The 23,287-nt window shown below is 31.6% G+C and carries 22 protein-coding genes and 1 tRNA gene; 9 read left to right on the forward strand and 14 right to left on the reverse strand.

What is annotated here, in order from left to right; all coding sequences use genetic code 11:
• Nucleotides 1-11 precede the first annotated feature (11 nt).
• Both PQ463_RS15375 and PQ463_RS15380 read right to left on the reverse strand, forming a co-directional pair.
• Nucleotides 12-989 (reverse strand): M28 family peptidase, encoded by a 978-nt coding sequence (locus PQ463_RS15375; RefSeq protein WP_274254436.1) that lies wholly within the window; start codon nt 987-989, stop codon nt 12-14.
• Nucleotides 990-1,120: 131 nt separating this feature from the next.
• Entirely contained in the window at nt 1,121-2,263 is a 1,143-nt protein-coding gene (locus tag PQ463_RS15380; RefSeq protein ID WP_274254437.1) for an acyl-CoA dehydrogenase, read from the reverse strand.
• Between the two features lie 495 nt (nt 2,264-2,758).
• Between PQ463_RS15380 and PQ463_RS15385 the strand changes: the two genes are divergently transcribed.
• The 3 genes from PQ463_RS15385 to PQ463_RS15395 all read left to right on the forward strand — a co-directional run bounded on the left by PQ463_RS15385 (nt 2,759) and on the right by PQ463_RS15395 (nt 6,154).
• Complete coding sequence (locus PQ463_RS15385; protein ID WP_274254438.1) at nt 2,759-3,334, forward strand: chalcone isomerase family protein; 576 nt, start codon at nt 2,759-2,761, stop codon at nt 3,332-3,334.
• A 142-nt stretch (nt 3,335-3,476) separates the two neighbouring features.
• Nucleotides 3,477-4,703: a Glu/Leu/Phe/Val dehydrogenase dimerization domain-containing protein gene (locus PQ463_RS15390; protein ID WP_111379674.1), complete on the forward strand. Its 1,227-nt coding sequence runs from the start codon at nt 3,477-3,479 to the stop codon at nt 4,701-4,703.
• A gap of 545 nt (nt 4,704-5,248) precedes the next feature.
• Nucleotides 5,249-6,154 carry an energy transducer TonB gene (locus tag PQ463_RS15395; RefSeq protein WP_274254439.1) on the forward strand — a complete coding sequence of 302 codons (906 nt, stop codon included), beginning with the start codon at nt 5,249-5,251 and terminating at the stop codon, nt 6,152-6,154.
• 261 nt (nt 6,155-6,415) lie between these two features.
• Here PQ463_RS15395 and PQ463_RS15400 read toward each other — a convergent pair whose 3' ends face one another.
• Both PQ463_RS15400 and PQ463_RS15405 read right to left on the reverse strand, forming a co-directional pair.
• Entirely contained in the window at nt 6,416-6,811 is a 396-nt protein-coding gene (locus PQ463_RS15400; protein ID WP_008464192.1) for an ExbD/TolR family protein, read from the reverse strand.
• Between the two features lie 3 nt (nt 6,812-6,814).
• The gene (locus PQ463_RS15405; protein ID WP_008464191.1) at nt 6,815-7,510 is read right to left on the reverse strand and encodes a MotA/TolQ/ExbB proton channel family protein; all 696 of its coding nucleotides are present in this window, start codon (nt 7,508-7,510) and stop codon (nt 6,815-6,817) included.
• 130 nt (nt 7,511-7,640) lie between these two features.
• Between PQ463_RS15405 and PQ463_RS15410 the strand changes: the two genes are divergently transcribed.
• From PQ463_RS15410 to PQ463_RS15425, 4 genes are all read left to right on the forward strand, one after another.
• Nucleotides 7,641-8,867: a bifunctional folylpolyglutamate synthase/dihydrofolate synthase gene (locus tag PQ463_RS15410; protein WP_274254440.1), complete on the forward strand. Its 1,227-nt coding sequence runs from the start codon at nt 7,641-7,643 to the stop codon at nt 8,865-8,867.
• Nucleotides 8,868-9,045: 178 nt separating this feature from the next.
• Nucleotides 9,046-9,123: transfer RNA gene (locus PQ463_RS15415), tRNA-Val, on the forward strand.
• Nucleotides 9,124-9,195: 72 nt separating this feature from the next.
• Nucleotides 9,196-9,642 (forward strand): NUDIX domain-containing protein, encoded by a 447-nt coding sequence (locus PQ463_RS15420; RefSeq protein ID WP_274254441.1) that lies wholly within the window; start codon nt 9,196-9,198, stop codon nt 9,640-9,642.
• Nucleotides 9,632-10,195 carry a hypothetical protein gene (locus tag PQ463_RS15425; protein WP_274254442.1) on the forward strand — a complete coding sequence of 188 codons (564 nt, stop codon included), beginning with the start codon at nt 9,632-9,634 and terminating at the stop codon, nt 10,193-10,195. Before PQ463_RS15420 ends, PQ463_RS15425 begins: the two co-directional genes overlap by 11 nt.
• Nucleotides 10,196-10,248: 53 nt before the next feature.
• Here PQ463_RS15425 and PQ463_RS15430 read toward each other — a convergent pair whose 3' ends face one another.
• The 3 genes from PQ463_RS15430 to PQ463_RS15440 all read right to left on the reverse strand — a co-directional run bounded on the left by PQ463_RS15430 (nt 10,249) and on the right by PQ463_RS15440 (nt 12,764).
• A complete protein-coding gene (locus PQ463_RS15430; protein WP_274254443.1) occupies nt 10,249-10,956 on the reverse strand; it encodes a DUF6090 family protein in 708 nt (235 codons plus the stop codon).
• Between the two features lie 219 nt (nt 10,957-11,175).
• Nucleotides 11,176-11,538 carry a MerR family transcriptional regulator gene (locus PQ463_RS15435; RefSeq protein WP_111380279.1) on the reverse strand — a complete coding sequence of 121 codons (363 nt, stop codon included), beginning with the start codon at nt 11,536-11,538 and terminating at the stop codon, nt 11,176-11,178.
• 167 nt (nt 11,539-11,705) lie between these two features.
• Nucleotides 11,706-12,764: a hypothetical protein gene (locus PQ463_RS15440; RefSeq protein ID WP_274254444.1), complete on the reverse strand. Its 1,059-nt coding sequence runs from the start codon at nt 12,762-12,764 to the stop codon at nt 11,706-11,708.
• Between the two features lie 268 nt (nt 12,765-13,032).
• Here PQ463_RS15440 and PQ463_RS15445 point away from each other — a divergent pair, with 268 nt between their 5' ends.
• Entirely contained in the window at nt 13,033-13,596 is a 564-nt protein-coding gene (locus PQ463_RS15445; RefSeq protein ID WP_274254445.1) for an adenylate kinase family protein, read from the forward strand.
• A gap of 73 nt (nt 13,597-13,669) precedes the next feature.
• Here PQ463_RS15445 and PQ463_RS15450 read toward each other — a convergent pair whose 3' ends face one another.
• The 5 genes from PQ463_RS15450 to PQ463_RS15470 all read right to left on the reverse strand — a co-directional run bounded on the left by PQ463_RS15450 (nt 13,670) and on the right by PQ463_RS15470 (nt 20,515).
• On the reverse strand, nt 13,670-15,145 hold the full coding sequence (locus PQ463_RS15450) for a serine hydrolase domain-containing protein (protein WP_274254446.1): 1,476 nt from the start codon (nt 15,143-15,145) through the stop codon (nt 13,670-13,672).
• Nucleotides 15,146-15,492: 347 nt separating this feature from the next.
• Nucleotides 15,493-16,578, reverse strand: coding sequence for a serine hydrolase domain-containing protein (locus PQ463_RS15455; protein WP_274254447.1), 1,086 nt, complete (start codon nt 16,576-16,578; stop codon nt 15,493-15,495).
• A 133-nt stretch (nt 16,579-16,711) separates the two neighbouring features.
• On the reverse strand, nt 16,712-17,851 hold the full coding sequence (locus PQ463_RS15460) for a helix-turn-helix domain-containing protein (protein ID WP_274254448.1): 1,140 nt from the start codon (nt 17,849-17,851) through the stop codon (nt 16,712-16,714).
• 67 nt (nt 17,852-17,918) lie between these two features.
• The gene (locus PQ463_RS15465; protein WP_274254449.1) at nt 17,919-19,295 is read right to left on the reverse strand and encodes a hypothetical protein; all 1,377 of its coding nucleotides are present in this window, start codon (nt 19,293-19,295) and stop codon (nt 17,919-17,921) included.
• Between the two features lie 119 nt (nt 19,296-19,414).
• Nucleotides 19,415-20,515 carry an acyltransferase family protein gene (locus tag PQ463_RS15470; RefSeq protein ID WP_274254450.1) on the reverse strand — a complete coding sequence of 367 codons (1,101 nt, stop codon included), beginning with the start codon at nt 20,513-20,515 and terminating at the stop codon, nt 19,415-19,417.
• 344 nt (nt 20,516-20,859) lie between these two features.
• Between PQ463_RS15470 and PQ463_RS15475 the strand changes: the two genes are divergently transcribed.
• A complete protein-coding gene (locus PQ463_RS15475; RefSeq protein WP_274254451.1) occupies nt 20,860-21,750 on the forward strand; it encodes a DMT family transporter in 891 nt (296 codons plus the stop codon).
• Nucleotides 21,751-21,808: 58 nt separating this feature from the next.
• Here the strand turns inward: PQ463_RS15475 and PQ463_RS15480 are convergent, their stop codons facing one another.
• Both PQ463_RS15480 and lpxA read right to left on the reverse strand, forming a co-directional pair.
• Nucleotides 21,809-22,402 (reverse strand): YdeI/OmpD-associated family protein, encoded by a 594-nt coding sequence (locus tag PQ463_RS15480; RefSeq protein WP_274254452.1) that lies wholly within the window; start codon nt 22,400-22,402, stop codon nt 21,809-21,811.
• A 48-nt stretch (nt 22,403-22,450) separates the two neighbouring features.
• Nucleotides 22,451-23,224 (reverse strand): acyl-ACP--UDP-N-acetylglucosamine O-acyltransferase, encoded by a 774-nt coding sequence (gene lpxA, locus PQ463_RS15485; RefSeq protein WP_274254453.1) that lies wholly within the window; start codon nt 23,222-23,224, stop codon nt 22,451-22,453.
• Nucleotides 23,225-23,287: the final 63 nt, after the last annotated feature.

The raw sequence follows: 23,287 nt of genomic DNA on the forward strand, positions 1-23,287 counted from the left end.
AAAACAGCCTCTTATTTATTCATGGTTATTTCTTGCGTAGGCGAAACCGCAATTTTTGTCACCGCTGGTAATAATTCTTGTGTGAATCTAGTAATATGAGGAATGTCCATTACTTTAAATTCATCTGAAACATGATGATAGAAATCGAAGTTTTCAAAATCAAAAGTACTTAGAGACTGACATGGTTTTCCAAAAGCTTGAAAGAACGAATAATTATCAGAACGATAGAACAGTTGATATTCTGCTTCTTTTGGTAAAAATCCGATTGTATTTTTTCCTGTGTATTCATTTATTTTTTGCGCCATATTCGATTTATCAAAACCAGTAATATAAGCTAGATAATCTCTTTTCATTGGCACACCAATCATTTCGATATTTAATTGTGTATAAAGGTTGAAGCTTTGTTTTTTCAATTTCTCAACTAAACTTTTAGAACCTAATAATCCTTTTTCTTCTCCGGCAAAGAATACAATTAAAATACTTCTCTTATTTGATTTTGTTTCGCTAAAATATTTTGCCATCGCCGCAACAGAAGTTACCCCCGAAGCATCATCATTCGCACCATTATTTATTTTATCGGCTTGCTCTTTTTTCTCCAAACCAATATGATCATAATGTGCACTTAACACCACAAATTCTTTTTTTAATTGAGGATCAGTTCCTTCAATAACTCCAACAATATTAAAAGCTGGCGAATCAAAATTGGTCAAAGTATCACGATAGGTTTTAAAATACGGTTTAATTTTATTTTTCTTTAAAAAATCCTCCAAGAAAACAGCCGCTTTTTCAATTCCTTTCGTTCCAGTTTCACGTCCTTCCAATTCATCAGAAGAAAGATACTTCAAAAAATCTGAGATTTCATTTTCTTTTACTTTATAGCTAATTTCTAGTGGTTTTGCATTTGTTTTTACTTCATTTTCCTTTGTCGTAGAAGTTCCCGATTTACAGGCTAAAAAAATAACTGGAAGCAAAAAGTAAAGCTTTCTCATGGTTTTCTGTTTTTATTGATGATTGATAATAAATTTTATTGGAGTATAAACTTATGAAAAGTAATAGAATATTCATAAAAAAACCCTTTCAACTAAAAGCCGAAAGGGTATAAAAAAAAATCTAAGATTATTTATCCAGCAATAACCGCTCTAGAAATTACGATTTTCTGAATTTCAGAAGTTCCTTCGTAAATCTGAGTAATTTTTGCATCACGCATTAAACGCTCTACATGATATTCTTTTACGTATCCGTTACCTCCGTGAATTTGAACCGCTTCTACAGTAGTATCCATTGCAACTTGCGAAGCAAATAATTTTGCCATTGCGCCACTCACATCGTAATTTTTATGATTGTCTTTATCCCAAGCCGCTTTCATACATAAATGACGCGCTGCTTCAATATTAACAGCCATGTCAGCCAATTTGAAAGCAATTGCTTGATGATTGCAGATTTCAGTTCCAAAAGCTTTACGCTCTTTTGAATATTTAAGAGCCAATTCATAAGCACCAGAAGCAATTCCTAAAGCTTGAGAAGCAATACCAATTCTTCCTCCAGCAAGAGTTTTCATTGCAAATTTAAATCCGAAACCATCCTCACCGATTCTGTTTTCTTTTGGAACTTTCACATCAGAAAACATTAAAGAGTGCGTATCAGAACCGCGAATTCCCATTTTTTGCTCCTTTGGACCAACTGAGAAACCTGGCATATCTTTCGTCATAATCAAAGCATTGATTCCTTTATGCTTCAATTCTGGATGAGTTTGTGCAATTACTAAATATACAGATGCTGTATTTCCGTTTGTAATCCAGTTTTTTGTACCATTAACTAAATAATGATCTCCCATATCGATTGCAGTCGTTTTTTGTGAAGTTGCATCACTTCCTGCCTCAGGCTCACTTAAACAGAATGCACCATGAATTTCTCCAGAAGCTAAACCTGGCAGATATTTTTGTTTTTGCTCTTCGGTTCCAAACTCTTGCAATCCCCAGCAAACTAATGAATTGTTTACTGACATAACAACAGAAGCAGAAGCATCAACTTTAGAAATTTCCTCCATCGCAATAACATAAGAAATAGCGTCAAGACCGCTTCCTCCGTATTTAGGATCAACCATCATTCCCAAAAATCCAAGCTCACCCATTTTCTTGATTTGCTCAGTTGGAAAAATTTGTTTTTCGTCACGTTCAATAACTCCCGGCAATAATTCATTTTGAGCAAAATCTCTTGCTGCCTGCTGAATCATTAAATGTTCTTCGGTAAGATTAAAATCCATAGTAGTTTACTTTAAATGTTTTTCTCAACCAGATTTCAAACAGATTTCTTTAGTTGATGATTTTTTATGTTTTTTTGTGATTTTTCGTTGCCTTATTTTTTTATACAAAGGCTTCCAAAGATACTTTTTAAATGTTTAAATTACAATGCGCGCATATAAAATTAATAGATCAGCAAAGATTACGATAACGTTTTCGCTATTATTTAACTTTTTTTTGAAAAGAGCATTAATTTGATAACAATTTCTATAAAATTTCTGATTGAAAAATTAGGCTCGAAAGTGTTCTAAAATTTGAAAAATGCGGTTTTTTACCACCCAAAAAATTAAACAATTCTTAAAATCAGCAAAAGTACGTAAACCTACTCTTACTAATTTGATTGTTAATGTAATACAAAGTCCAAACATCAAAATTTTAGTAAAAAAACATTTTCAATATGACCTAAATATTAATAAATTACTATTATTTTTGCCTTAAAAATAAAAATTTGATAGAATATGAAAAAGATTTTACTTTTACTGACAGTCCTTTTAAGTTTGCAATTTTCTACTGTTTCAGCCCAAACCCAAATTGATGTTAATGGTGTTACAGTTCCTAGAAAAATAGAATTTCAAGGCAAGCCATTACAATTAAACGGAGCAGGCGGAAGATCAAAAATGTGGTTGGAAGTTTATGTTCAAGCATTGTACTTATCACAATTAACTCAGGATCCTCAATTCATTATCGATAGTGATACTGAAATGGCTGTTAGAATCGAAATTACTTCTTCTATGGTTTCTTCAAGTAAACTGACAAAAGCAATGAATACAGGTTTTGAAAAATCTGCGGGAGCAAATCTTGAGCAGTTGCGCCCAAGAATTGAGCAGTTAAAAAGTTATCTAAGTGATGCCATTACTGAAAAAGATGTTTTCATTTTAGCATACAATCCTTTAGATCAAAATGTTTACGTAAGTAAAAATGAAGTTCTGAAAGGAAAAATTCCTGGATTCGATTTTAAAAAAGCATTATTCGGAATCTGGCTTTCTGACAAACCAGTTGACGAAACTTTGAAAAAACACTTATTAGGACAATAAATCTTAATTTTTTAAATATTCGAAAAGCCGAAAACGGAATAGTTTTTGGCTTTTCTTTTTTGTTTTATAAATTTGATGCGAAATACATTATTCGCATTATTCTATTTTATACATTTACGCAAAATAAACATATCACAACAAAATGAAAGATTTATTACAACAATTTGAAAACAAAGCACCTGAAATTGTTTTCAATTGGAAAGATTCAGAAACAGAAGCCGAAGGGTGGACTGTTATTAATTCACTTCGTGGAGGAGCTGCGGGTGGAGGAACAAGAATGAGAAAAGGTCTGGACATGAACGAAGTTTTGTCTTTGGCTAAAACTATGGAAGTTAAATTCTCAGTTTCTGGTCCTGCAATTGGAGGAGCTAAATCTGGAATAAATTTTGATCCGAACGATCCCCGCAAAAAAGGTGTTTTGCAGCGTTGGTACAAAGCCGTTTCTCCGTTATTAAAAAGCTACTACGGAACTGGAGGAGATTTGAATGTTGATGAGATTCACGAAGTTATTCCAATGACAGAAGAATGTGGTGTTTGGCATCCGCAGGAAGGTGTTTTCAATGGACACTTCAAACCAACAGAAGCTGACAAAATCAATAGAATTGGGCAATTGCGTCAAGGTGTAATTAAGGTAATCGAAAACCCAAAATTCTCACCAGACGTTACTAGAAAATATACTGTTGCCGATATGATTACTGGATATGGTGTAGCAGAAGCAGTTCGTCATTTCTACGCGACTTACGGCGGAGATATTAAAGGTAAAAAAGCAATTGTGCAAGGTTTCGGAAACGTAGGTTCTGCCGCTGCTTTCTATTTAGCTGAAATGGGCGCAAAAGTAATCGGAATTATTGATCGCGATGGTGGATTAATTAAAGAAGAAGGTTTTTCTTTTGAAGAAATCAGAACTTTGTTTTTAAATAAAGACGGAAACAAATTAGTTGCCGACAATATGATTCCGTTTGAGGAAATCAATTCTAAAATCTGGACAATTGGTGCTGAGATTTTCACACCTTGCGCCGCTTCAAGATTGGTAACGCAAGCTCAAATTGACAGTTTAGTTGCAAACGGATTGGAAGTAATTTCTTGTGGTGCAAATGTTCCTTTTGCTGACAAAGAAATTTTCTTCGGTTCTATTATGGAAGAAGTAGACAGCAAAGTAAGTTTGATTCCTGACTTTATTTCAAACTGCGGAATGGCAAGAGTTTTTGCTTATTTCATGGAGAAAAAAGTTCAAATGACAGACGAGGCTATTTTTAATGATACTTCAGATACAATTAAAAATGCTATTGTTAAAGCTCACGCTTTGAGTTCGTCAAAAACAAATATTAGTGCAACTGCTTTTGAGATTGCATTGAAACAGTTAGTGTAATATATTCTACACTTTAATATATAAACGAGCCTGATTTCTATTTGGCTCGTTTTTTGTAGTGTAGATTTTTAAACCGCAAAGCACGCAAGGGTTTTGCGCAAGGAACGCTAGTTTATTTCTCGCAAAGTCGCGAAGTCGCAAAGTTTTTCTTTTTTAAGTTTCTTTGCGACCTTGCGCCTTTGCGAGATTAAAAAAAACCGCTTTGCGAACCTTGCGTAAACCTTTGCGTGCTTTGCGGTTAAATAGCTAGCAGTTTTTAACGCAAAGTACGCTAAGGCATTTTAATTTGAAGCGCAAGCAATATCTAAATATTAAGTTCGCAAAGCTTTGTGTACATCTAGCTTTGCGAACTTCAATCGGAGATTTACTCAAAGTTAAGACAAATAAAACTTTGCGTTTCTTTGCGTAAATCTTAGCGTGCTTTGCGTTATAATTTTTTAAAAAACCTTAGCACCCTTTGCGGTTAAATTCTCTCTTTCATTCTAAACAATTTTTACTACTTTTAAACGTTTTTAAAATAATACATTTCAAAATTTAGAATTTAAATGAGTTCCTCAATTTCTTCAGATCAAAAGAAATCATTGCTATTCACAACAGCTATATATGCAGTAATAATTCTATTACTGTTTTTTATCCGTTTCTGGCCACCATACAATCCAGAAAATAATGTAGCTCTTGCCGATGGCGGCGGAGGCGGCGGTGGCGTAACCATAAATTTTGGAGACAGTGATTTAGGTTCTGGCGCCAATTATAAAAGCGAAGTTCTAGATGTAAAAAACAATGTAAAACAAGCTCCAGCAAAAGCAACTCCAGAAGAGGAATCAATAATTACACAGGAAAATACAACTGCAGACAATGATGTTGTGATTCCGACGAAGGAAAAACCAAAGAAACCTGTCCCTGTTGAGAAACCTGTACAAAAGCCGGTACCAGAAAAACCAAAAGTTTCTAATTCGACAAACGATGCGTTAGCTAGTATAATGAAAGGTTCAAACAAAGGTGGTGACGGAGACGATAAAGCAGCAGGAAATAAAGGAAAAGCAAACGGAAGTCTAAACTCTAGCGGATATTACGGTTCTGGTGGTTCTGGCGGAGGAACTGGAGGCGGTAACGGAACTGGAAATGGCATTGGAACCGGAAGCGGTTACGGAGCAGGAACTGGTGGCGGTTCTGGTGGAGGAACTGGGTATTCTCTAGGAAACAGAAAAGCACTTTCTAAACCTGCACCAAAATATACTTGTAATGAAGAAGGCAAGGTTGTAGTTGAAGTTAGCGTGGATCAGAACGGAAAAACGATAAGCGCAACAGCTGGAATTAAAGGAACTACCAATACTGCAAAATGCTTGCTAGATCAAGCAAGAATTGCGGCAATGAATACCAAATGGGAATCTGATAGTGATGCTCCTGCTAAACAAGTTGGAAAAATTATTTATAATTTCAGTTTGGATTAAAAAACACGAGTTATACAGATTTACACTAAATCTGCCGTCATAGAAAAAGGCTTTCAGGAATCTGAAAGCCTTTTTTTATTGAGTTTTATTTCGACTCGCTCACTTCGTCTAGTTTGTCATTTCGACGAAGGAGAAATCTTCGCGAGAAGCTCTACAAAGATTGGATTTTCGTTGCGGAGTTACTTGTGCAGATTTCTCCTTCTTCGAAATGACAAGATTGTAGCACATTCCTTAATGTGATTGCTTCGTTCCTCGCAATGACTACTTCGGACTCGTTGCAATTACAAACTTCAAATTATTCTTCACTCCTATCTGTAAAACATCTACTAAGTCTTGAACTTGCAGGTTAAACGGAATACGAACAACAACAGTTTGTTCTTTATCTGTTCCTATTTTTGACATTAAGCTGGTTTCTAGATTTTCAAAATCTACTTCCTGTTTGTCAATGTAGAACTTTTTATCTTCGGTAACCGATAAACTAATTAACTGTTTATTGGTCTTTTCATTCGCTTTAGCTTTTGGCAATGTCATCTTAATCACGTTCGGATTTGCCAGTGTTGAGATAATTAAGAAAAACAACAGCAGGAAAAACATGATATCGCTCAAAGATGAAGTCGCAACTTCGGCGTGAAATCTTCTTTTTCTTTTAATAGACATGGCTTATGCTCTTTGAATTATATTGACAAATTCTAAAATCTGTTTCTGAATTTTTAAAGCAAAATTATCAATCTTTCCGTTCAATAAGTGGTAAGCGCTATAAGCAATAATACCCACAATTAATCCAGATCCTGAACTGATCATTTTTTCGTATAAACCTCCAGAAATGTTTCCGATACTGATGTTTTCGGTAACCGAAATGCTGTAGAAAATTTTAATAACCCCAGAAATCGTTCCAATGAAACCTAACGTTGGCGCAATACCAGCAATAAGTCCAAGATGACCTAAATGTCTTTCCATTTCGCCAATTTCGATATCGGCAGCACGGTCCATGTTGGCTTCAATTTCGGCAATTGGTCTTCCAATTACTAGAACGCCTTCTTTTAAAATATTTCCAGCCGCAGTATTGTTTCTTTCTACAATTGTTCTTGCCAATTCAATATTTCCAGAATGTAATTTTTCGCCAATATCTTGCATTAATCTGCTGTCAATTTTAGACGCGCGGCTAATGTACATATAACGTTCAAAAATCAGGTAGATAGTATAAAACAACAACAACGCGATTGGAATTAAGAACACTCCCCCTTTCATAATGAAACCAAACATTGAAATTTCATTTTGCGGTGCTGCGATCTTTTCGACCACTACATTTGAAGCATTTGCGATTGTATCTGTTTGTAACTGAATAAAAGTAAACATATATTAATTCTGGTTTTTAATAATTAATTCTAAAAAATATTTGAAATTTGCAATAAAGATAATTTTCGCTGTAATATTAAACTACAAAAATCGAAATTTATTTCAATGAACAACCATTTTATCTAAACAAATGAACTATCAAGAGACTACCAATTGGATGTTTAATCAGCTTCCAATGTACCAATCGCAAGGTGCTTCTGCGTATAAAGAGGATTTAACGAATATCAAATTATTGACAGCTCATCTTGATAATCCGCAAAACAGATTGCAATGCATTCATGTTGCGGGAACAAACGGAAAAGGTTCTACCTCTCACATGCTTTCTTCTGTTTTACAAGAAGCGGGTTACAAAGTCGGATTATATACTTCTCCGCACTTGAAAGATTTTAGAGAAAGAATTAAAATAAACGGAAAAGAAATCTCTGAAGAATTCGTGATTGAATTCGTCGCAAAACACAAATCTTTTTTTGAAGCCAATGATATGAGTTTCTTCGAAATGTCGGTTGGATTGGCGTTTGATTATTTTGCTGCCGAAAAGGTAGATATTGCGATTATCGAAGTTGGTTTGGGCGGAAGATTGGACGCTACTAATATTATCACGCCTTTGGTTTCGGTAATTACCAATATTGGTTTAGACCATACTCAGTTTTTAGGAAATACTCTGGAAGCTATTGCAGGCGAAAAAGCTGGAATTATTAAACCAAACGTCCCTGTTGTTATTGGAGAATATACCGATGAAACTAAACCTGTATTTTTGGCTAAAGCCGAAGCGAACAACGCGCCAATTTATTTTGCTTCAGATTTGATTGACCAGATTTATTTGTCTGATTTGATTGGAGATTACCAGTTTCATAATAAAAAAACGGTTCAGCAGACGATTTCGATTTTGAATAACGAAACCGATTTTAAAATTTCGACCGAACAATTAAAAGAAGGTTTGCTTAATGTTGTAAAAAATACTGGTTTACAAGGCAGATGGCAGCAATTGGGAGAAAATCCAAAAATAATCTGCGACACGGCTCACAACAAACACGGATTATCGGTTGTAATGAATCAGCTGAAAAACGAAAAATACGAGAAACTTCATATTGTTTTGGGTGTTGTAAATGATAAAGACTTGGATTCTATTTTACCTCTTTTCCCAAAAGAAGCGCAATATTATTTCTGTCATCCGAATTCGTCACGAGCTTTGCCTGCCGAAACTTTAAAGAATGCAGCCGAAAAATTCAGTTTAATAGGAGAAAAATACGATTCTGTTGAAATCGCTTTCGCGGAAGCAAAGAAAAATGCCTCGGAAAATGATTTTATTTATGTTGGCGGAAGCACTTTTGTGGTTGCCGAACTGCCTTTGAATTAAAATATACTTTTGATATAGAAAAAACTTCAAAAAAGTCATTTTAATAACAAATTCATAAACAAGGAGATATAAACTATTTTTAAAAAAGTTTTATTTTTTATTCGAATTTCTTTGCAGAACTCAAAAACTAGCGTATATTTGCACTCGCAATCACAAACGATAGCAACCTAGTAAAATAGGGCGATTAGCTCAGCTGGTTCAGAGCACCTCGTTTACACCGAGGGGGTCGGGGGTTCGAACCCCTCATCGCCCACCAAGAAACTCCTTAAGAAATTAAGGAGTTTTTTTTTGCCCTTTACTTAATTCTGTTTTTCTAAAATTTAAAATTATGAGTGAATTGATCGGATTCAATATTAGGGTTTATGCCTTTTGTATAAATGAAAATAAAATTTTGGCACTGCACGAAAGATATGCAGGAACACCAATATGCAAATTACCTGGAGGTGGTCTTGAATTTGGAGAAGGAACAATTGAATGTCTTCATCGAGAATTTCAGGAAGAACTAAACTTAAAGATTGAAATATTAGACCATCACTATACACAGGAAGATTTTATTGAATCTCGTATTAAAGACAACAAACAGATTCTTAATATTTATTATACTGTCAAAATACTAAATATTGAAGATTTAAATGTTCAAATTCCGGGATTGGAAAAATTAGAATGGATTGATATTGATTCAGAAAACAACCCTTTTGTTTTAAAAGCAGATATAATTGCGTTTGAAAAATTAAAGAACTCTTTACTTAGCAAAAAAAGCATACATGAAAAATGAAGAAGATTACCCAAGAATTCATCGATATTTATTTTCTGATATGTATCTATCTGACAAAGGAATTGAATTGTCAAAAAAGGCAATAATTAAACGATTCGAAAATCGCAATAAAGATGAGTTCTACCACAGATATATAAACTGGGAAAGAAAAGAAAATGAAATCATTGTCTTTACACTTTATGCTTATGCAGACTTAAAGATATATAAAGAATTCGATTGCATTTTCAACATCAACAACCCTGACGAGTTTGTTTTCGAGAAATTTATTTTAACTCAATCAATCTATGAAGGATGGGCGCCAACAGACACTATTGACAGGGGACACAAAAATTTATTAGTTTTTAGATTTGAAAAAGAAATTCCAAAAATACTTTTCAAATTACATAAGGAAGAAACTCATGGAGACACTAGACCAAAAGATTACGTAAAACTAGGTTTCTGTAACAAAAATGATTTTGAAGCTATAGCTAATGGCCTTAAAAAATATCATTTGTTAAGAGAAAAGTATGGAACAGAATATTGGAAATATGAAGATCAAGGAATAGAAGAGTAAAGCATAAAAAAACTCCATTATTTCTAATGGAGTTTTTTTATGATTAAACTTTTTTATTTACCCAACTCTTTGTCAATTTCTTTAATAAGCTCAACTGCAAGTGGTTTTGTATTTTCTTTATAAACCCTTATATTATTCTTACCTAATTTAACAAGATATGCAAGTGTCTTTTTATATTTTGGGTCAGAGTATAATTCTTTTTCTGGCTTATCTGCATTTTCTATTTCTTTATCAAAACACTTAAACAAAAACTCAGTGTACATTTTATCAACTTCGTTAGCAGCTGGAACAAATATTTGGTAGTAGTTTAAGATTTTCTGTTTCAATTTTTCGTCTTCAATGTAGCCCAGTTTACCACTAGACTTAAAACTTTCATAGTTACCTATAGTTAATGTTTGTCCGTGCGAATGAATTGGAAAGTTTACTTTACCTTTAGATTTATAAATACTATCTAGTTGAGAAGGCGTTAATGCTAAAATTTTTTCGTAGTCTGCATTTGTCTTTTGGTATGCGTGTATTTCTCTGTCGATACTTTCTACATCATTCTTTAAATCATTCTTCATATTAGCAAGAAAAACAGATACTTCTTCTTGTTGGTGTCTATGCTCACTCCATCCGTGTAGCCATATTGAAAGCGTCACTGCAAAAACGATTATGAATATTTCTATTATGATTTCTTTTACTTTCTCTCCTAATGTATGTTCTGTATTTTTCACAGTTTTATAAATTTTGTTTGAATGCTTGGTTATTTCTTCTTGCATAATTTAATTTTGAAATTTTAATTCTGGTTGTTATTTGTAGTTTCTTTTATTACGGTATTTAATTCTATAAGTTCAAAAGCGAATATAAGACTATTTGCAAAATCTCTTACTAATTTCTTAAATTCCACATAAAACTTTTATTAAACAGTTAAAATAAGAACCATAAAAAAACTCCTTAATTTCTTAAGGAGTTCTCTACACGCTTTTAAACTTTAATAATCAATCATTATTACTTTGTATTTTCTCGCATACTTTTTCAAGAAGACTTTTGGTTTGCTTGAAATATTTCATTTTATCATCGATCTCTTTTATTTTGGCTTGAAAAAGCTCTAGCGTTTCTGGTTTCGAATCTGTTGTCTCGAACCAGCTTATCAATATTTTTTTTATTTCTGCTAATGTAAATCCGACTTCTCTTGCTTCTATAATGATTTCTAAACGCTCAATAGTATTAGCATCATAATGTTTATAATTATTAGATGTCACATTTTCATCAGTCACCCCTTTGATCATTCCTAAATTTTCGTAATATCTAATAGTATGTATTGACAATCCTGTTCTTTTTGATAATTCGTTTACTAGCATAACTTTATTTTTTTTAAAAACAATAAAGCATAGAGTATAGTCTATACTTATGAGATACAAATATACTAATTGTTTTTACTTTTAAAATTTTAAAACACGAGAAATAAGGTTTTACATAAAAAAAACTCCACTATTTCTAATGGAGCTTTTTTTTATATAGAAGTTTTTTATTTCAATTTCGTCAACGCTTTAGAATTTCTCAGCAAAAACACGTATTGAAAATAATCAGTCGCAGAAGCATCTTTCAGAGGCACAATATTTTCTCCAAACGCTCTCGATTTTACTGTTATTAGATTCTGAGATTTTGAATAAGGTGAATTTTTCGAATCAAGTTTAAAAAGTGTGATTGATTCTGGTTTGCTCAGTTCTTTCAAATCATTAATTCCTTTTACTAGCATTAATGGTCCATCGGCATTTATCCAATTTACTTTTTCATCTTTAGGAGTTGGAAATTGAGGATTTTTAGGCAGATACATTTCGCTGTCAATTGTATAACTTACAAAACTTGTCACTTTTACTCCCGAATCTTTTAATCCTGCAGCAAAAGTTGCTCTGCCCGATTCTGTTTTCTTTTGCAGTGTATGGAAATATCCGAAAAGTCCATAGAATTTTTCATTTTCAAGATGCTTTTTCTGAATTGCATTTTTAAAATTACTCACCATTGCTTCATCTCTAGAACCTTTTGATTCATCATCAAAATTTTTATCAATTCCGATAACCGTAATTTTTAGAGAGTCAGCCAAATTTTGATTGTAATCATGCACAGCGCTCCATTTATCAAATAATTCTTGGCTAGATTGCTGTGGAATTCTTCTTTTGATAGATTCAACGACTTCTCTCAAAGCCACTTTATTTTTTTCCCTTTCTAAAAATAAAAAAGCATTTAACTTTTTAGCTGTCAAACTATCCATCTCGGCAATATAATATTTGATTCCTAATTTTTTATTCAAGAAAAAAAGCATTTCTTGATCTATCTTTTGATTATCGGCATAACCATGAATTTCTCCTAGTAAAAAAACTTGTGACTTATAAAAATCTGCATCAAACAACTTTTCGTCAATAGAAGCTCCAATCTGAACATTGTTTTCTGCCAAATACTTTACATTATCATCATCTTTCGATTCTAAAAATATTTTATTGCTGATGTATAAATAAGCAATAAAAAGTAAAATAATACTCAAAAGGCTAATAAACGTGATTTTGATAAATTTTAAAATTTTCTTCATGGTTATGGATTATGGTTGTTTTGATTTTGATGTAAAAGTATTTTTATTCAATACAACATTCAATTTTTATTGACCGAATTGTCGTTTACAACTGATGAATTGTCGCATTCTTCAACATTTTTTTTTATCAATATCTCATATAATGAAGCTTTACATTATCAGAGAAAAGAGATATTTTTCTTTTAAATTTTACGATTCCTTGCAAGGATAGAATAAATCATTCTTAACTTTAAAGAATCAAAAGAGAATTAAAAACTTTATAAATAAAATGGAAATATTAATAATTACTGGTCCTCCGTATTCTGGAAAAGGCACTCAGTGCGAAATTTTAAAAGACGAACTTCATTTTGAACATATTTCAACCGGAGACAGATGCCGTTTGGAAAAACAAAATGAAACCGAGATTGGAAAAATCATGTCTCAATATGAAGAAAAAGGAGATTTGGTTCCAGATTCTATAATGAAAGATCTTTTTAGTAAAATATTGGATGAAAACAGAAATGCTAACGGAATTATTCTTGATGGTTACCCAAGAACTAAACCACAAGTGAATGATTTATTAGAACTCGTAAAATCTAAAAATCTGGAAATCGGAAAAGTAATTAATATTGATGTTCCAAAAGGAGAACTTTTAAAGAGAGCGCAAAAAAGAGCTGAAACTTCTAACAGAAAAGATGATAAAGATGCCAATATTCATCTTAAAAGAATTGATGTTTTTGAAAGTTCTACTAGACCTGCAATCGAATACATGAAGTCAAAAATTAAAGTTTTAACTTTTGACGGAATGGGAACAATTGAAGAAATAACAAAACGAATTAAAGATAATCTATAAAAGAAGTTCGCTTTTATTTAATAAATTAAAAAACTCCAAAGTCAGTTGAATTTGGAGTTTTTTTTCTAAAAGATTATTTTTCTTTTTTGGTTAATTGAACTTGAGCTTCTGTACTGAGTTTATCTCTTGTTAAAGTTACAGAAGTTAATTTTCCATCGCTAAAACCAAATTTCAGTAAGTTCGGATAATCAACAATTTTAAAATATCCGTTTTTAAGATATATTAGCTCATTATCATTTTTTCCTTTAAAATGATCCAATAACATGGATTCAACATACAGGCGATTATTTTTCTCTACAATTTTAGTTTCTACACCTTGTGCATAAAGAAAATCATCATAAGAACCAATTAGTTTTTCTTTTAGGCTAGAAGGCATTTCCTGAACTTCTTCATTAGATGCATTTTTATTCCAGTTCATCACTTTTAAAATCTTTCTTTGAGTTTGTTTCATCACGGGAAAACGATTTGGTTTTTCGCCATTGGTCAAAAACACAAAGCCATTTCCGTCTGTCATCGTCGCAAAAACACTTCCTCCAACTCCTGTATTTGAACCATTACACACAAACCAATCATAGTTATTATAACCAAAAGACTTTTGCCATCCGTAACTCCATCCGCCAACAGCATCTTTTAAGGCAGTTACTTGAGTTACTTTTTTTGCCACAGTATTAGAAATCACTTTATTGTTTTTATTACGCAAAGCATTTTGCATCTCGATAGCAATTTTAGCTAAATCAGTTGGCGTTGACCACATTCCTGAAGCCCCAACTTGCGGTGTGATAGGTAAACCTGTTCTAATCACTTTTCCGTTTTCATCATGTACAAGAGCTACGTTTGTTGGAAAACCTTTTTCATTAGGCTGTATCATTGTAGTATTTTTTAATCCAAGAGGTAAAAAGATATACTCTTTGGCAAGTTCTCCAATAGACTTTTTAAAAGTATCTTCTAATGCCATTTGAACAATTACATAACCTCCGCCACTGTATGCCCAATCTGTTCCTGGTGCAAACAAGAATTCAATTTCTTTATCATATCTCGGAATTTTCCCTAAAAGACTTTCTTTTATTGTCGGTATGGTATCACCTTCATAATAATCTGCAAATCCGCTTTGGCTTGTGCCCGTCGTGTGATTAAGAAATTGTCTCCATGTTGGACTGTTATTTTCGGTAAACTTACTTTTTGGCAAATGCCAGCGTTTTAAATAACCATCTATTGGAGTGTCTAAATTTATGAGTCCTTTTTCTTCCAGAATAAAACAAAGAAGTGCAGTAATTGGTTTTGAAATTGAAGCCGTAGAAAAAGCAGTATTTTGATCTATTTTCTCTTTTGAATTTATCGATTTTACACCAAATTGGTTTGAGTATACAATCTGGTAATTCTCAAAAACAACAACACTAAATCCAGCAAGTTTATTTTTTTCTAATTGTGATTCGATATTTAAGCTATCAGTAAGAAAGCCATAATCTTTTTCTTTTGACAGTACTTTTTTATTTGTCTGACCACTTGTAACTGTTACTATAAGAAGTAATAAATAAATAATGTTTTTCATGATATTGGATTTTTTAAGGTTAGTAATTTATTTCGGTACAAAGATGTGGGAGAAATTAAACCTACACGACCGAATAAAACTATTCGAACGCATTTGTCTGGCATAATGCGTACGAGTAATTACAAAACACTGTAAAACAACATCTTAAAACAGAAAGTAAATATTCTTTTGATAGACCGTTTCTTTTATTCGGACTAAAATAAAAATCTCCCACTTCTCTATTCACACATAAAATCTACCTTATTACATAAATCGATCGTTTAAAAATGGAACTATTAAAACGTAAAAAACTCCTTAATTTCTTAAGGAGTTTTTGCATTCTATTTTAATGATATTATTTACGTCTATTACAAATTTGCATTATCTGACTTCATATCTTTTAAGATCGTGTCATAAATAGTATTGAACAGCGTTTGTCTCATTTTTGAATTTCTGTAATCTAACAGTATTACGATTCCCCAATTCTTAGCTCTGTCATAACATATTATTGAAGACTGTCCCATTGAATCGCCTGTTTTCATGTAAATCGTATTTTTCTCATCTGTTACAATATTTATACCCAATCCTAATTCTCTCTTTTCATCTTTATAAAATATACTTTCGGTAACCAGGGCTGCCTTTCCTACTTTAGTTTCTTTGTTTAAAATTGCTTTTAAATATGTAACCATATCAGAAGCATTAGATTTTACTAATCCTGCAGGTGCAGTAATATTCCAATTAAAAAACTCTTGAATGCCTCCATCAGGATTGTGGGCAACGGTACGGTTTTTTACATTAAAATCTTTAGTTAAGGTATGAGTCATTTTTAATGGTTTTATCATTTTGCTGGTGATAATCTCATCGTAACTTTTGTTATACACTTTTTCTAATATTTGCCCAAGCAAAGTATATCCGATTGTAGAATAACGGTATTTTCCATAATCTTTTAATTCTGTGCAGTTATTTACAATTGCAGCCAATGATTCTTTGGTTACGCTACTTACAGGCTGTTGCGGATTTAATTCTATTAATTTTCCAAAATCTATGTCTGGCAAACCTGATTGATGAGATGCTAAGTCTGAAATTTTAATTTTGTTTTTAAGATTGTTTTGAAGCACATATTCTTTTGGCAAATAGCTGTCAATATAATCTTCTAGTTTTAATTTTTTCTCAATAACAGCCTGTGCGATTAAGTTAGAGGTTAAAATTTTAGTAATAGACGCAATTTCAAATATTGATTTTTTGTCAATTTTTGTTTGACTCTCAGCATTCAAATTTCCGTATGCTGTATAATATTCTTCATTGTTTAAAACAAAGCCTACACTAATGCTTACATTGGGATTTTTTTGGTGAGTATCTTTTATTATCGAATCAATCTTTTGAGAAATTCCTTGTCCAAAAGAAAAATTAGTTACTAATAAAAGTGCTGCTAAAAGTTTTACTGAAGTTTTCATCGTATCGTTTTTTATGGTTATAAATTTATTTCGATACAAACTTGGGAAAGAAACTTATGGTACGCGACCGAATAAAACTACTCGTACGCATTTCTTAAAAAAAAACGCGTACGAATAATTACAAAACTATAATCTACAAGGATTTACGAAAATCAGTAGGAGTAAAACCAGTATGTTTTTTAAAAGCAGTATTGAAAGAAGATTTTGAATTAAAGCCTACTTCGTACAAAATTTCTAAAATAGTCACTTTACTTTTTGTAATATCTTTTAAAATATTCTTTGCATCTTCTATGCGATAAGCATTAATAAAATCGTAAAAGTGCTGTTCTAGTTTATGGTTGATCAAAAGAGATAAATCTCGAACAGGAATTTGAATTTCATTTGAGACATCTTGAATTGTTAGAGAAGGATTAAGAAATGGCTTTTTTTCATTCATATAACGCTGCAGTTTCAATAGCTCCTCATTGTACTCTTTTTCGCCTACTACTGTAGGTGTATTAGTTTTTTCTTCAGAAACGATATCTTTTACCAGTTTTAATTTTGAATCGATATTCCTGAATAGATCAGGATTATTTAAAGCTTTAAACAAATACCAGCAAATAATAAAGAGCTGTAATACCATAATTCCAACTTTTATCCATTCAGAGATATATGGATATTCTGAAAATTTGAAAATATTTTTTACAATGACAATCAAATACAGAATCGCAAGAACAGTTGTAAACTGAAATAACCAATTATAAGAATTAATATGAGTGCCAGCATTATTCTCGAGATACAGCTTTTTCGCTTTTTTTAATAGCATAAAAATAGCTGTAAAATAAACAATGATCTGAATATGTATTAAAATATGAGTAAACTGCAGTTCGATCATACTTCTGCGATTTATAATAAAATCCATTTTCGAAGCGGCATCCACAGCATAAAAACGTGGCACTAAAACTGCATTTACTATTAAAAACGGAATTGCATGTATGAGATATTTCGGTTTTAATTTAAAGTCAGAATAGGAAACGGATAATACATAAAGGTAAAATATCGGAATTTGAAAAAAAGCAATTGTAGTTTTAAACATTCCAAGATTTGAGGGACCATCAAACATTAATCCGAAGAGAGGATCTGTTAAGTCTATTGCATTTATAAAAAGAAAAACAGCAAAAAGAATATTACTTGTTTTATTTTTTGTTTTAACGGTGAGCAGAAAAAATATTAGCAATAATGAAATGAACAAAGTAATTATGGTTGCAATAATTAATACATTAATCTTATCCATTCACTATTTTATTTTTTGGTTTTATTTTTTTTCAATCAGACGAATATAAGAAATATTATCGCCGAGCTTATTTTATAGAATTAATTAATACTTGCAAATCAGATTTTTTCTGATTCACAATTATCAACTGACTTTTATCGGCTAAAAAAAACTTGTCTGCAAATTCTTTATCGGGATTTGCTTTCCAGTTTTTCAATTCATTAAACTTATTTTTTAGCAATTTAATTTTTCCCTTACTGTCTTTTGAAATAATTACCATTTTGGTCAATGGCGTCTGCTTCATTTTTTCTATACTATTTTCTGTGATTTGATCTTCGTATTCTGTTCTGGAACGATAACGAAATATCTTGTTTATATCTCTAAAATCTTTTTCGTTTTCTGTAATCACATAACGATACGTCATTATGTTGTCTAGTTCGTTAATCCAATCTGGAAAATTGGCTTCATATAGCTGAATGTACTGATCTATGAAATTTTTATCAATTGGCTTCTTTTGTTCAATATATTCTTTGGCTAACGGATAAATTTGTTTTGCCATCAAATTGATATATTTATTATTGTACCATTCTCCAGCATCTACTTTTCCATCCAATTTTTCATAAACATATCCGTTGCCCAATACGGTCGCCAAAACTTCGTTTAATAACTGATACGCATAATTGCTGTATTTTGATTTGTTTTCCTTGAAATAAGTGTCCATTTCTCTTTTGACTTCCAGCGATTGTTCGTCATAAATGATATGGTAGGTCTCGTGCATCATTACACTAAACAAATCTTTATGTGATTTTAAATCTGTTTGAATTGCACTCACGAAATTATTGCAAAAAGCAGAGGCCGTAAATCCTTTTGAATTGGGTAGCGGATAAAAAGCAGCTTCAAACGGAATTGAATTATCCCAACTGGAATTATAAAACACTAATCCTGTTTTAAAATAATTTTCTATCTGATGTTCTTCAGAATATTTTTTAATTTCATCTAGCTGCTTTTCGAACTTTTCTCTATTCTGATTATAGATCAATTCATTGTAAATCGGGGTAAATTCCGAAATACATTCTCCTAAATCGCTCAAAGTTTTATTAGGAATCATTCCCATAGAACGAACTTTGAAATCATTTAAATTATTCGTTTCAATCAAATTCTTTTTCAAAATATCCTGCGTCTGCATTGTTTTCTTTGATCCGTACGGAAAATCTTCAAATCGAAAACTATAAGAAATAGACAACTGATCAAATTTTGAGATTATATTTTTATACTTCTCAATATTGTATCTTGAGTTTTGAAATTCTGTTTTAAAAGCATTGTCTGGATAATAATCAGATAAATTTTCCAAAAAAACAAAAACAGCCAACTGTTCTGAATATTTAATTTTAAAAGTGGCATTTTGCCCAAATGTTTGTACTGCTAAAAGAAGAAACAAATACTTTGTTACAATATTAATTTTCAAGCTGACTTATTTTAAGTTATTAAACCGTTTGTAAGATTATAAAGCTAATATACTATGTTTATTAATTCTGATATCGCAATTAACAGAAATAACCAGAAGCTCATATCGAAAATTTATACTTAAGGATTTGCTGTTGCCCTTTTCTTTCTTTTATTGTTCAAATAATTTCGTAACGGAATATCATATATAACCATTACTAAATATGCAAACCCAACCAACGAAATGACAGAAGTTGTTACAATTAAAGTCAATTGTGTTGTATCTGGTTTATAGTTGGTATAATAATTTCCAAACATCCATAAAACTGCATAATGCGTCATATACAATGGATAAGATATTTTCCCAGAAAAAATACAGGCTTTTTTTAATCCAGGTCTTAAGACAGCTCCAGCTCCCAAAGAAATTAATAATGGAAAATAAACCAACACAACTAATGGTTCCGCAATCCAATTCAATTCTGAAAATGGCATAATAAAAGCTAAAAGCAATAAAAAGGTTAATCCGCCAAAACCAAGCTTATTTTTAATAATCCAATTGGATCTGTAAATAAGTAATCCTGCTAAAAAAGAATATGAAATTCTAGCACATCCATCCCAAAAAGTTGGTCCGCTCCAACCTCCTAATAAATTTCCTGAATTATATCCGACATAACAAATAGCAATCGCAGATAATATAGTTAACAGCAACAGAAAGCTTTTTCTAATTCTATAAAGAACAAATGCATAAACTATATTGGCAATATATTCCCAAAACAATGACCAAGCAGGCGCATTAAAACTAAATAAATTAAATCCGCGATCGGCAATAACAGGAAAGGGAATAAGAAACAGAGAACAAATAAATGTCAAAATAATTTTTCCTGTACTATACAATTCCAAATGTCCCCCAAACGGATCAAACAAAAAAGCCAGTAATCCTAATATTGATCCTGCTATAACTAAAGGATGTAATCTGATAATTCTCGATATAAAGAAATTGCGAAGTCCCATTTTTGCAATACGATCATCGTAAGCATATCCTATTACAAATCCCGAAAGGCAAAAGAAAAAATCGACAGCCAAAAATCCATGTCCTATAAAATTCTGACTTGGATCAGTAAAAATCCATTCCATAAAATGAAACACAACAACTGCAAAAGCTGCGATACCTCTTAATCCATCTAAAATTTCAAAATGCTGTTTTGTTTCAAGAACTACTGTAGTAGGCTGGCTTGTACTCATTAGATTGTAATAAACTTATAAATTAGGTAATTTGGTATCGTTGCAAGTTCTACAAATTAATACTGAAATCAAAATCAGATTTATTCAATTCAATTGTTAAAATGTTTGAAGTTTCACATTTAAATAACTTTTTACATTTTTTCATTTCCCGTCATTTGCATAAGTTTGCTAAAATTCAAATTTAAGCATGCACGTAGCAGGTTGTCTTTCACCACCAGAAAATTAATACTACTTTTTTAGTATTGACACTCGACTGAATCTTCAGTCCGATTTCTTGTGTCTTTACCTCAATCACATTATTAATATTCAAAATATATCCTCCAAAAAAGGATAGACAACTTCTTATGAAAAAATCTTATCTAATACTGCACACTGCAGTTTTACTTGCTGGTTTTACTGGCGTTTTCGGAAAACTTATTTCTCTCAACGAAATTACCCTAGTTTGGTACAGAGTATTTTTTGCTTCAATTATTCTCTTTTTCATTTTAAAAATTTATAATCTTAAAATGCTGAAGTCTTTTTCTGAAGCCATAAAAATTTCCAAAGCTGGAGTGTTGATTACCATTCACTGGATTTTCTTCTATGCCAGCATTAAATATTCTAACATCTCAATTGGTGTCGTCTGTTATTGTCTGACAAGTTTTTTTACAGCTTTTTTTGAACCTATACTCAACAAAAAAAGATTCAATTTGGTTCAGGTTTTATTAAGTATGCTAACCTTACTAGGAATTAGTCTGATTTTTCATTTTGATTCTTCTTATCAGCTCGGAATTTTACTCGGGATAATTTCTTCTGCATTTGCTGCTTTGTACACTATTTACAATGAAAGGCTAGTACAATTTTATGACAGTAAACTCATTAATTTTTATCAGATGCTTGGCGGAACTTTAGCATTAGGACTAATTCTACCACTTTATTTTTATAATTTTCCAGAACAGAATTTTATTCCAAGTCTAAAAGACATTTACTATTTATTGATTTTGGCTTCATGCTGTACGGTTGCTCTTTATGTAATGTTTGCAGAATCGCTTAAAAAGATTCCTGCTTTTACGATAAATCTAACTTTCAATCTAGAGCCAATTTATTCAATAATATTAGCCTTTTTATTTTTTAATGAAGGCCAATCGGTTAATTTCTCTTTTTACATAGGAATAAGTTTGGTAATGACTTCCGTTCTGCTCCAATCTATAATTTCTATCCGAAAGAAAGATACGGTAGAGCAACCAATCTCTTAGCAGTATAAAACAAAAAACTCCTTTGTACAAAAGGAGTTTTTCTTTTTATCGATACTTTTTAATCATTCAATCCCTTTCCATCTAAAATTCGCGAAATATTTTTTCCCACTCTCGCTTCTCTTGTTTTAGATTGTTTAGGCTGAGAAAAATGAAGCAAATATGCACGTTGTCTTCCTGGAGTTAAAGCATAAAAAGCTTTTTTAAAATCAGAATCAGCATCAAATTTATGCTGAAGTTCTACGGCAATTTCAAATTCAGAAACTTTTTTCAACTCTACTTTTTGTCCTGATTTTTCAATTTCAGCAGCTTCAAAAATATACTTTTTTAAAATTTCTTTCTTAGCCAAAATATCTTCCACATTCGTAAATCGAACTTGACGCGCTGCCTGAACATTATCTGATTGTTGAATCAGAATATTATCTGGATCTTTCATTAAAGCACCTTTGAAAAACAAAAAAGCACAATATTCCTTAAAATAATGGATCAATACAATATTTGCTTCTTCAAACGTATAGCAAGGAGATCCCCATTTCAATTCTTCAGACAAATGACAGTCTAAAACAATTTCTCTCATTTGTTCTATTTCGGCTTTCCATTTTTCAGCTTTTTCAAAATAAAAATCAACTTTAGAGTTTGCGCTATATTTTGTCATATACAATTTCATTAAAAAATAGTTTACTAAAGATAATAAATCATTTAATTAAAATTCAACCCCTTTAAGAATTCCTCTTTTTGAGTTATGAATAAAATTTAAGATTTTATCTCTCTCTAAAGTCTGTTCAAATTCTCTTTTGACTAATTCTAACGCAAATTTTGTATTTCTTTTTTCTTGAAATATAATTTTATAGATAGCTTTTAGCTCATCAATTTTGCAAGAGTCAAATTCACGTCTTTTTAATCCTACTGTATTTAGCCCAGCAAAACGTAAAGGTTCATGTGCAACCATGATATAAGGAGGAATATCTTTTACAACCCGACTTAAACCACTAATCATAGTATTTTCACCAATCAATGAAAACTGATGAATAGCTGTTAATCCGCTAATATTAGACCAATCTTCGACAGTTACTTCACCTGCCATTCCGACGCTAAAGCCAATTATACAATTACTGCCAATAACGCAATCATGACCAATATGGGCATTGGACATAATCAAATTAGAATTTCCGATACTAGTTATGCCTTTGGAAATAGTTCCCTTGTTTATCGTAACAAATTCTCCGATTATATTGTTATGCCCTACTTCTAAAAAAGTACATTCTCCCTTGTATTTAAGATCTTGCGGAATTCCACCTAAAACGGCATTAGAATGTATCTGGCAATTTTCACCGATTCTTGTTCCTCTTAAAATTGAAACGTTATTTCCAATTTGAGTGTTTTTACCAATTATTACATCGTCTTCTATAGTAACGCAGTTTCCAATATTGACATTGGTCCCAATTACAGCTTGTTTATGAATGAAAGTATTTTTCAATTTTTAGTATTTTAAAATAAAACACAAAAGTTGAAAAAGTTTAAATCTTTTTTTTTGATGTAA

Origin of the sequence: Flavobacterium sp. KACC 22763 (assembly GCF_028736155.1) — a bacterium.
Lineage (GTDB): Bacteria > Bacteroidota > Bacteroidia > Flavobacteriales > Flavobacteriaceae > Flavobacterium.